At 67.3% G+C, this 9744-nt stretch carries 6 protein-coding genes, 1 tRNA gene and 1 pseudogene; 5 read left to right on the forward strand and 3 right to left on the reverse strand.

Annotated elements, in window-relative coordinates; genetic code table 11:
* Positions 1-740 precede the first annotated feature (740 nt).
* Entirely contained in the window at positions 741-920 is a 180-nt protein-coding gene (locus tag ASF65_RS21445) for a hypothetical protein (RefSeq protein WP_156369291.1), read from the forward strand.
* 253 nt (positions 921-1173) lie between these two features.
* Here the strand turns inward: ASF65_RS21445 and ASF65_RS12090 are convergent.
* Positions 1174-1250, reverse strand: a tRNA-Met gene (locus tag ASF65_RS12090).
* Between the two features lie 210 nt (positions 1251-1460).
* Complete coding sequence (locus tag ASF65_RS12095) at positions 1461-3122, reverse strand: AMP-binding protein (protein ID WP_055889480.1); 1662 nt, start codon at positions 3120-3122, stop codon at positions 1461-1463.
* Positions 3123-3334: 212 nt separating this feature from the next.
* Between ASF65_RS12095 and ASF65_RS12100 the strand changes: the two genes are divergently transcribed.
* From ASF65_RS12100 to ASF65_RS12110, 3 genes are all read left to right on the forward strand, one after another.
* Positions 3335-3856 (forward strand): gamma carbonic anhydrase family protein, encoded by a 522-nt coding sequence (locus ASF65_RS12100; protein ID WP_055889482.1) that lies wholly within the window; start codon positions 3335-3337, stop codon positions 3854-3856.
* Positions 3857-3872: 16 nt separating this feature from the next.
* A complete protein-coding gene (recQ, locus tag ASF65_RS12105; RefSeq protein ID WP_055889485.1) occupies positions 3873-5732 on the forward strand; it encodes a DNA helicase RecQ in 1860 nt (619 codons plus the stop codon).
* A gap of 219 nt (positions 5733-5951) precedes the next feature.
* On the forward strand, positions 5952-6869 hold the full coding sequence (locus ASF65_RS12110) for a DMT family transporter (protein WP_055889487.1): 918 nt from the start codon (positions 5952-5954) through the stop codon (positions 6867-6869).
* Between the two features lie 76 nt (positions 6870-6945).
* Here the strand turns inward: ASF65_RS12110 and ASF65_RS12115 are convergent, their stop codons facing one another.
* The gene (locus ASF65_RS12115; protein WP_244486644.1) at positions 6946-9141 is read right to left on the reverse strand and encodes a TonB-dependent siderophore receptor; all 2196 of its coding nucleotides are present in this window, start codon (positions 9139-9141) and stop codon (positions 6946-6948) included.
* Between the two features lie 192 nt (positions 9142-9333).
* On the opposite strand from ASF65_RS12115, the pseudogene ASF65_RS12120 reads away from it, so the two are divergent.
* Positions 9334-9744 (forward strand): annotated as a pseudogene (locus ASF65_RS12120) (UV DNA damage repair endonuclease UvsE); the annotation flags it as partial.

Here is a 9744-nt window from a genome sequence, read left to right on the forward strand (position 1 = left end):
GCCACACCTCCGGTCGGGCTACGCCCTCCCTACGATGCGGCCCGCGCCGTCCGTCTCATCCTGATTGACGCCCAGTCTCATCCTGTTTGTCGCCGCGCACTCCGGTTAGTTATTTGGTCCATCGATATGGCTCGGTTGGATTGGATCCGAAGTTGGGAAGCTATCCTCGAGAGCCTTCTCAAGCTTCTCGTCCTCCGTCATGGGACGCTCCTGATTGCCAGGCGTACCGTGATCGTCACCAAGCTTTTGCATGTCCGGCAGCGCGCTAGTGCTGGTTGGGTTGGGCATAGTGCTTCCTCCAAAAGGTAGCGGGATAAGACACCGCCTAATCTGTCGTTCCAAACGACATCGTTAGCTCGCTAGTCCAATTGCTGAACGGACGCTCTAGAAACAAACCTCACAGGAACTCGATATCTCGGTTGGAAATCGATAGAGACGAGCTCAGCGGGCATTCGATCACTGAGGAGATGAGAGGAGTGTAGGCGGTTCTAGAACCGCATGCGAAGGTCTTAGAGGGGCGGTTGTACCTAGCGTCAATGCCGTAACCCAGCAGCTCACAAAGGAAGCGAACGGCTCGTCGCTTGCTTTTGACTGGCTTCATCACCCAACTCGTTTCCGCATTCAGTCCTACGGTCGCGTCTAGGTCGCGGCCACCATTCGACCAGCCCTTCAAGTCTGGTCGCTCAAGCTTGACGACAGCTTCGCGTTAGAACCTTCGGTCGCGAAATCTGGAGGATATCATGAGCCCGATGCAGGCTGTCCTGTTCGATGAGGAAACGAGGTCGTTCAATATCGGTCGTCGGGGCCGCGGTCTGACCCGCGACGAGATGGTCCGTATGGAAGGCGCGCACGCTGCCCACTGCGGCTACTGCCGGCACGACAATCCGTACCGGTCGCAGAGCGCCGACGGTTTGTCCTAGCGCGCCGGCTTCGACGGCGTGATACCTAACTAAAGATTCAAAGAAGCTGGCGGCGCGGCCGTAACCCTTCAGCCCGTGATCGCATGTGTCATTCGTGTGCCGTGGACTCACCGTCAGTGAGCGGGAGCCACAGTGATCTTATGGGTAACCCATTGTGATCCAACGAACCTACCGTGACTGGACATAACTCAACGTAGGCGCACGAAAAAACCCGCCGAACCATGTCTAAGTGACTGATCCGACGGGCTATTTTTGGTTGCGGGGGCAAGATTTGAACTTGCGACCTTCAGGTTATGAGCCTGACGAGCTACCGGGCTGCTCCACCCCGCGCCATTGCCGAAGCGGCCTGGCCGCCTGCGGTGAGGTCGATATAAGCGAAACCGACCGGCGTGAAAACCCCCATCGGGCGAGTTTTTGACAAAAAGACGACAGGGCTCTCGCAAGCGGGGGCCGCGAGCCGGGCATGTCCTCCATCCCGCCAGACTATCGCGAACGGTGCGCGATGCAAGCGGCGCGACGCCCTGCGGTCCGAGGCGAAGGTCAGTCCCGCAGCATGCGGCGCAGCACCTTGCCGACGTTGGTCTTGGGCAGTTCGTCGCGGAACTCGACGTCGCGCGGCCGCTTGTAGCCGGTCAGGTTCTCGCGGCACCACGCCTTCACGGCCGCCTCGTCGACGTCGGCCGTCGTCCTCACGACGAAGAGCTTCACCGCCTCGCCGGAGGTCTCGTCCGGCACGCCGATCGCGGCCGCCTCGGCGACGCCCGGCATGCGGGTGACGACGTCCTCGACCTCGTTGGGATAGACGTTGAAGCCGGAGACGTTGATCATGTCCTTCTTCCGGTCGACGATCTTCACCCAGCCGCGCTCGTCCATGATGCCGATGTCGCCGGAGCGGAAGAAGCGCTCAGTGGTGAAGACGCGCGCGGTCTCGTCCGGGCGCTGCCAGTAGCCCTGCATCACCTGCGGCCCGCGGATCGCGACCTCGCCGCGCTCGCCGATCGGCAGCTCGGCGCCGTCGTCATCGAGGATCGCGACCTCGGTGCCGGGAACCGGCATGCCGATCATGCCGGAGTAGTCGCGCGTCAGGACCGGGTTGGCGCAGGCAACGGGCGAGGTTTCCGACAGGCCGTAGCCCTCGCAGATCGCGCAGCCCGTCACGCTCTTCCAGAGATCGGCCGTCGCCTTCTGCACCGCCATGCCGCCGCCGACCGACAGGCGCAGGTGGGTCCAGTCGACCGAGGCGACGTCGGGATGGCGCGCGATCGCCCCGAACAGCGTGTTGACCGCCGGAAAGAGATGGAAGCGGTGCGCCATCAGCTCCTTCAGGAGGGCGGGAATGTCGCGCGGGTTGGGGATCAGGAGATTGCAGCCGCCGGTGTGCAGCGACAGCATCATGTTCACGGTGAAACCGAAGATATGATAGAGCGGCAGGGCACAGACCGTCATCGGCTGCTCGTCCGCCGGGATGGCGTCGAGCACCGGCTGATGCCAGAGCCGGGACTGCACGACGTTCGCGACGATGTTGCGGTTCGTCAGCACCGCGCCCTTGGCGACGCCCGTGGTGCCGCCGGTGTATTGCAGGACCGCCGGGTCCTCCGCCCCGCGCGGCGCCGGCCGGAAGCCCGAGGCGGTCTTCAGCGCGGCCTTCCAGCGGATCGCGCCCGGCAGGCTGTAGGCCGGCACCGCCTTCTTCACGTGGCGCAGCACGAGGTTGACGATGTGACCCTTGAGGCCCGGCAGCATGTCGCCGACGCCGGTCACCACGACATGCTCGACCGGCACCTGGCCCCGGCAGGCCTCCAGGGTCTTGGCCATGTTTTCGAGGATCACGATCGCGCGGGCACCCGAATCCGTCAGCTGGTGCGCGAGCTCGCGCGGCGTGTAGAGGGGGTTGGTGTTGACCACCACCATGCCCGCGCGCAGCACGCCGGCCAACGCCACCGGATACTGGAAGACGTTCGGCATCATCAGCGCGACGCGGTCGCCGGGCTGGAGGCCGATCGACTGAAGATAGCCCGCGAACCGCGCCGAGGCGCGGTCGAGCTCGGCATAGGTCATCGCCGCGCCCATGAAGCGGAAGGCAGGCTTGCCGGCATGGGTCCGGAAGGCGTCCTCCAGAAGCCCGGCGATGCTCTCGAACGGCAGCGGACCGGTCTCGTGCGGAATGCCTGCCGGATAATGGGCGAGCCAGGGCCTTGGCATGCGTCGATCCTCCCCTTTTTCGCGTGAGGCTAGCGCAGGACTTCGCAAAGCGAAACTCCAGCCGCTTACGTTAACGTCAATTTTCTGTTCCCTGCAGGCCAAGGCGGAGTGCCGCAGGCCCGGTGCGACGCTTTGAAAACCGCCGCGCGGGGCTCGCGCCGGGCGAGCGCACGGCCTATCTTGGACGCCATCCCATCCGATCCCGGACCGCCATGCCCGTTCACGCCCTCGACGACGTCGCCCCCGCCATTCCCGACACGGCCTTCGTCGCCCCCGGCGCGCAGGTAGTCGGCGACGTCGTGCTCGGCGACGAGGTCGGCATCTGGTTCAACGCGGTGATCCGCGGGGACGTGGCACCGATCCGGATCGGCGCGCGCACCAACATCCAGGACGGCGCCGTGCTGCATGCCGATCCCGGCTTCCCGCTCGAGATCGGCGAGGGCTGCACGGTCGGCCATCAGGCGATCGTCCATGGCTGCACGGTCGGCGACAACACGCTGATCGGCATGGGCGCGACGGTCCTGAACGGCGCGCGGATCGGCGCCAACTGCCTCGTCGGCGCCGGGGCGCTCGTCACCGAGGGCAAGGACTTTCCGGACGGATCGCTGATCGTCGGCGCCCCGGCCAAGGTCGTGCGCGCGCTCGACGCCGCCGCGATCGAGGGCCTGCGCCAGTCGGCCGAGCGCTATGTGGCCAACGCCCACCGGTTCCGGACCGGGCTGGCGACCCTTTGAGGCAAGACCCGTCCGCATGAATCTTCCCCAGGCCGGCGCGGCCCCGACCCGCGCCCTCTTCGACAACGGCCTTCCGAGCCCACGCGAGGCGCTGGCCCGTGTCTTCGGCCATGCCGACTTCCGCGGCCGTCAGGGCGAGGTCATTAGCCATGTCGTCGGCGGCGGCGACGCCGTGGTGCTGTTTCCCACCGGCGCCGGCAAGTCGCTGTGCTACCAGATCCCCGCGCTCTGCCGGCGGGGCACCGCGATCGTCGTTTCGCCGCTGATCGCGCTGATGCGCGACCAGGTGCAGGCGCTGACCGAGGTGGGCGTGCGGGCGGCTGCCCTCAACTCCTCACTGACCGAGGAGGAGCGTACCGAGGTCCGGCGCGAGCTGATGGCCGGTCGCCTCGACCTCCTCTACGTGACCCCTGAGCGCATCGTGACGCCCGGCTTCCGGCAGGCGCTCTCGCGCATCGAGATCGCGCTGTTCGCGATCGACGAGGCGCATTGCGTCAGCGCCTGGGGCCACGACTTCCGGCCCGAATACCGGGCGCTGGAGACGCTCGCCGACGACTACCCGGCCGTGCCGCGCATCGCCCTCACCGCCACGGCCGATCCCGCGACGCGCCGCGACATTGTCGAGCGCCTGCGCCTCGAGCACGCGCCGGTCTTCTCCACCTCGTTCGACCGGCCGAACATCCGCTACGCCATCGTCGAGCGCGACGAGCCGCGACGCCAGCTCCTCGCCTTCCTCGAGGATCATCGCGGCGCCTCGGGCATCGTCTACTGCCTGTCCCGCCGCAAGGTGGAGGAGACGGCCGAATGGCTGAACGGGCAAGGCATTCGCGCCTTGCCCTATCATGCCGGCATGGAGGGGCGCGTGAAGGACGCGAACCAGGACGCCTTCCTCAAGGAGGAGGGCGTCTGCCTTGTCGCCACGGTCGCCTTCGGCATGGGCATCGACAAGCCGGACGTGCGCTTCGTCGCCCATCTCGACCTGCCCTCCTCGGTCGAGGCCTACTACCAGGAGACGGGCCGCGCCGGCCGCGACGGCCAGCCCTCCGAGGTCTGGATGGCCTACGGCATGCAGGACGTCGTGCAGCGCCGCCGGATGATCGACGAGGGCGGCGCGGAGGAGCAGATCAAGCGCGTCGAGCGCGCCAAGCTCGATGCGCTTCTCGGCATCTGCGAGACCGCGGGTTGCCGGCGCCAGGCGATCCTGTCGCATTTCGGCGAAAGCCATCCGGGTGGCTGCAACAACTGCGACACCTGCCTCGTGCCGGTCGAGACCTTCGACGGCAGCGAGGACGCGATCAAGCTGATGGCCGCCGTCTACCGCACGGGCGAGCGCTACGGGCTCGGCCACGTCATCGAGGTTCTGACCGGCAAGGAGACCGACAAGGTAAAGCGGGCCGGTCACGACGCCATTCCCGTCTTCGGGGCCGGCAAGGGCGTCGAGCCGCGCACCTGGCAGTCGATCGCCCGCCAGCTCGTGGCACAGGGGCTCCTCACCGTCGACCACGCCGCCTTCGGTGCCCTGGTCCTGACCGAAGACGCGCGGCCGGTGTTTCGCGGCGAGCGCCGCGTGGTGCTGCGCCGCGACCGGCGGCGCAAGGCGACGCGGCTCCAGCGCACCGGCCATGTCACGGAGGGGATGGACGAGGAGGGGGCCGCGATCTTCCAGGCGCTGCGCGGCGAGCGCGCGCGCATCGCCCGCGAAAAGTCGGTGCCTGCCTACGTCGTTTTCTCCGACGCGACCTTGCGCGCCATGGCCGAGCGCTGCCCGCACGACGACGAAAGCTTCCTCGCGGTGCCGGGCGTCGGCGAGGCCAAGCGCGAGGCCTATGGCGACCTGTTCCTCGCCGTGATCCGCCGCGCGACCGGCGGCGGCTGAGGCGCTCGCCCGGACACGGCTCGGCCTGCCCGACCCAACCGGGCTCGGCAGCGCGCCGCGCGGCGACCGCCCCCGGCTGGATGTCCGGCGCCGGGATCGGGCGGGCACGGCGCTTTCCCCGCAGCCCATGTCACGTTAAAGGCCATGGCACGACGCGCCTTTGCCGCGCCGGCACGCGCCCTTCCCCGGCGCGCGTTCCCGAGACGACGGAGCCGCTTCGTGACCCGTGCCAACCCGCTTCTCACCGGCATCCTCCTCACCATCGTGGCGGGAGCGCTGTTTGCGGGCATGGATTCGCTCGGCAAGCATCTCTCGACCCTCCTGCCGGTGATGCAGGTGATCTGGGGCCGCTATGTCGTGCAGACCGTGGTGATGACCGCCTGGCTCGGGGCGACCACCGGAACGCGCTTCCTGCGCACCTCCCACCCCGTCCTGCAGCTGACGCGCGGCCTTCTCCTCCTCGCCTGCACCTTCCTGATGTACGAGGCCCTGTCGCGCGTGCCGCTGGCGGACGCCACCGCCGTGCTCTTCTTCAGCCCGATCATGGTGACCGTCCTGTCCGTCGCGCTGCTCGGCGAGCGGATCGGTCTCCATCGCATCGCGGCGGTGCTGGCCGGCTTCTGCGGCATGCTCCTGATCCTGCGGCCGGGCATCGGCAGCTTCCACCCGGCCCTCTTCCTGGTGCTGGCCGCAGCGGTCCTCAACGCGATCTACCTCATTCTGACCCGCCGCCTGGCAGGCCGCGAGGACGCCGCCTCGACGCAGTTCAACACCACGGCCTTCGGCGCCGTGGTGATGTCGGCCGTCGTCATCCCCGTCTGGCAGACGCCGGACGCCGCGACGATGGCGCTCCTCCTGGCGATCGGCCTCCTCGGCACGGTCGGGCATTTCCTCTTGGTCTCGGCCTTCCGCTACGCCTCCGCCTCGCTGCTCTCCCCGTTCCTCTACACGCAGGTCCTGGTGGCCGCCGGCGTCAGCGTCGCGCTCTTCGGCGATCCCCTGCATGGGGCGACGATCGCGGGTACCGCCGTGCTGGTCGCGAGCGGCCTCTACATCTGGTGGCGGGAGAACCGGGTGCGGACCCGCGAGACCGCGGTCGATCCCGCAGTGCGCGCCGACATCCATCCCGGCGATTGAGACAAGTCCGAGACGAAGAAGGCCCGGACGCCCCGACGGCGTCCGGGCCTTCGACGGCCGATGGCGATGGCCTCGCCTACCAGTTCATGTGCGCCTTGAGGACGAACTCGCGGCCCTGGCCGTAGGCGCAGGTCAGCGCGCCCTGGCAACCCGACACGTAGCGCTTGTCGAAGAGGTTGTTGACGTTTAGCGACAGGCCGCGGTCGTTCCGCTCGTAGCGGATCGCCGCGTCCACCAGCGTCGCGTCGGGCACGGTCAGCGTGTTCTGGTTGTCTGCATAGGACTCGCCGACATAGCGAAGGCCGAGGCCCGCCGAGAGCCCTTCGAGGGAGCCGCTCGTCACCGTGTAGTCGGCCCAGGCCGAGGCGGTCACGTCCGGGATCAGGAACGGCTGGTTGCCGACGAGGGCCGGGTCGACGTCGTCGGTGATCTCGAGGTCGAGCGCGGTGACGGCCGCCGTCAGCTTCCAGTTTTCGGTGAGGTTGGCCTTGGCCTCCAGTTCGACGCCGCGCGACTGCACCTCGCCGATCGGAACGGGCAGGAAGGTCAGGGGATCGGTCTGAACCACGTTGCGGCGGGTCAGGTCGAACACGGACGCGGTGAACGTTCCGTCGAAGAAGGTCGGGTCGTACTTCACGCCCGCCTCGTACTGCTCGCCCTTCTGGTTCTCCACCGGCCGTCCGTCACCCGCGGTGCCGATCTGCGGATTGAAGAAGGTGGCGACCGAAACGTAGGGGGTGATGCCGTTGTCGAACTCGTAGGCGAGACCCGCGCGCCCCGACAGCGCGCCCTCGTTGCCGCCGTAGTCCGCATCCGCGCCGAGGCGGTCGTCGCGGTCGATCCAGACCCGGTCGTAGCGCCCGTTCAGCGTCGCGATGACGCCGCCGATCTTGGCCTGCTCCTGCGCGTAGAAGCCGAGCTGGTCGAGCGTGATTGTCTCGTCGATATAGGGGGCGAAGAGCGGCGGCAGCGGCGTACCGTAGCGCGGGCGGATCGGATCGAGCGGCGAGGCTGAACCCGACGCCTGCACCTGGTCGATCCGGTAGTGCTTGTAGTCGAGGCCGGCGAGAAGCGTGTGATCCACCTCGCCCGTCGCGAACGCCATCGTCGCCGAGTTGTCGGTCGTCAGCTGGTCGGCCGTGGTGTCGTGCGCGAAATTCAGACGCCCGAGGATCGAGTCGGCATCGACGGGCTCGGGCAGAAAACCGGTACCGCTCGCCGGATCGTAGAAGCCGAACGTGTAGGGTCCAAACTCCTCGCGGCTCGTGCGCGCATAGCGCGTCTTCGAGCGCAGGGTGAGGCCGTCCCTCGCCTCCTTCTCGAACTCGTAGCCGAGGAGGGTCTGGCGGCCGACGAACGTGTCGACGTCGGGTTCGCCATAGAACAGGTCGCGCGGAATGCGACCGAACGGGGCATCGACAACGGTGCCCTCATAGGGGAAGAAGCCGTTGGTGTGGCGCAGGTTGTCGTACTGGAAGAAACCGTAGAGATCGAGCCGCGTCTCAGCGTCCGGCTCGTAGGCCACCATCGGTGCGATCATGCCGCGAAAGTTGTCGGCATAGTCGGTCTGCGTCTCGCCGCCCTTCACGCGCCCGAGGACGCGGATGCTCCACGGCCCGTCCTCGGCGCCGAGCTTGTCGCCCATGTCGAAGGCGAAGGAGCCGTTCGGATCGTCGGTGAGCGATCCCTCGACATAGCGGAGCCGCTCGCCCGTCGCGCGCTTCGAGATCTGGTTGACGATGCCGCCGGGGTTCGAGCCGCCGTAGAGGACCGATGCGGGGCCGCGCAGGACCTCGACGCGTTCGAGCAGGAACGGATCGATCGAGAAACCGGCAAAGCCGTACTGGTAGAGGTTGAGGCCGTCGAGATAGACGCCGGTCTGGGTGGCGTCGAAGCCGCGGATGTAGAACCAGTCGGTGTCGGAATCGAACCCGAAGGGCTGGGTGAAGACGCCCGCCGTATAGCGCAGCGCCTCGTCCACCTTCTGCGCGCCCCGGTCCTCGAACTCCTCGCGCCCGATGACGGAAACCGATTGCGGCAGTTCGGCGAGCGGCGTCGAGGTCTTGGAGCCCGTGGTTGTCGCGCGCGCGACGTAGCCTTCGACCGGCGCGGTCCCCGCCGCCTGCGATCCGGAGATTCGCTCGCCTCCCGTGCCCGATCCCTCGACCACGACCGTGTCGAGTTCGACGGTCGCCGTCTGGGCGTTGGCGGAATGCCCGAGACCAAGGGCGATCGCGGCGGTAGACAGGAGCAGGCGGGGCGAGGGGCGCACGGGCGATTTCCAGATGACGGGATGGCTCGCCCTGCATCCCAAGGAATACATGACTCTTCAAGTCATGATTCTTGTATCCGGCGGCTCAAAGGTTCGCCTGTGGCCGCAGCGCATCAACCTCGGCAGGCCTGTCAGGGAACCTGAGGGCTGCTCCCGGCGTCCCCCCATAACCAGGGGATGATAGGCAGACGCATGAGCCAACGAATTTCGAGACTGGGTTTTCCGGTCAAGGTGATGGGTAGGCCGGACCTGAAGAGCAACGACGCGCGGCGTCCGGCGAACAACCCGCATCTCAAGGTGTCGCTGGGCTACATCGATCAGATTCTGGACTACTGCGCGGAGAACGATGTCGGGCTCTATCGTATGTCCTCGGACATCGCGCCCTACGCGACCCATCCCGACATGCCGCAGTTTCATTCGATGGTCCGCGAGAGCGCGGCGGAGCTGGCCGCCATCGGCGCGAAGGCGAAGGCGCTCGGGATCCGTCTTTCGTTTCACCCGTCGCAGTTCATTGTTTTGAACAGCCCGGACGCGGGCTTGGTGACGCGGAGCGTCCGGGATCTTTCGAGCCAGGCGGAGATGCTGGACCTGATGGGACTGGGG

The organism is Aureimonas sp. Leaf324 (assembly GCF_001423245.1).
GTDB lineage: Bacteria > Pseudomonadota > Alphaproteobacteria > Rhizobiales > Rhizobiaceae > Aureimonas.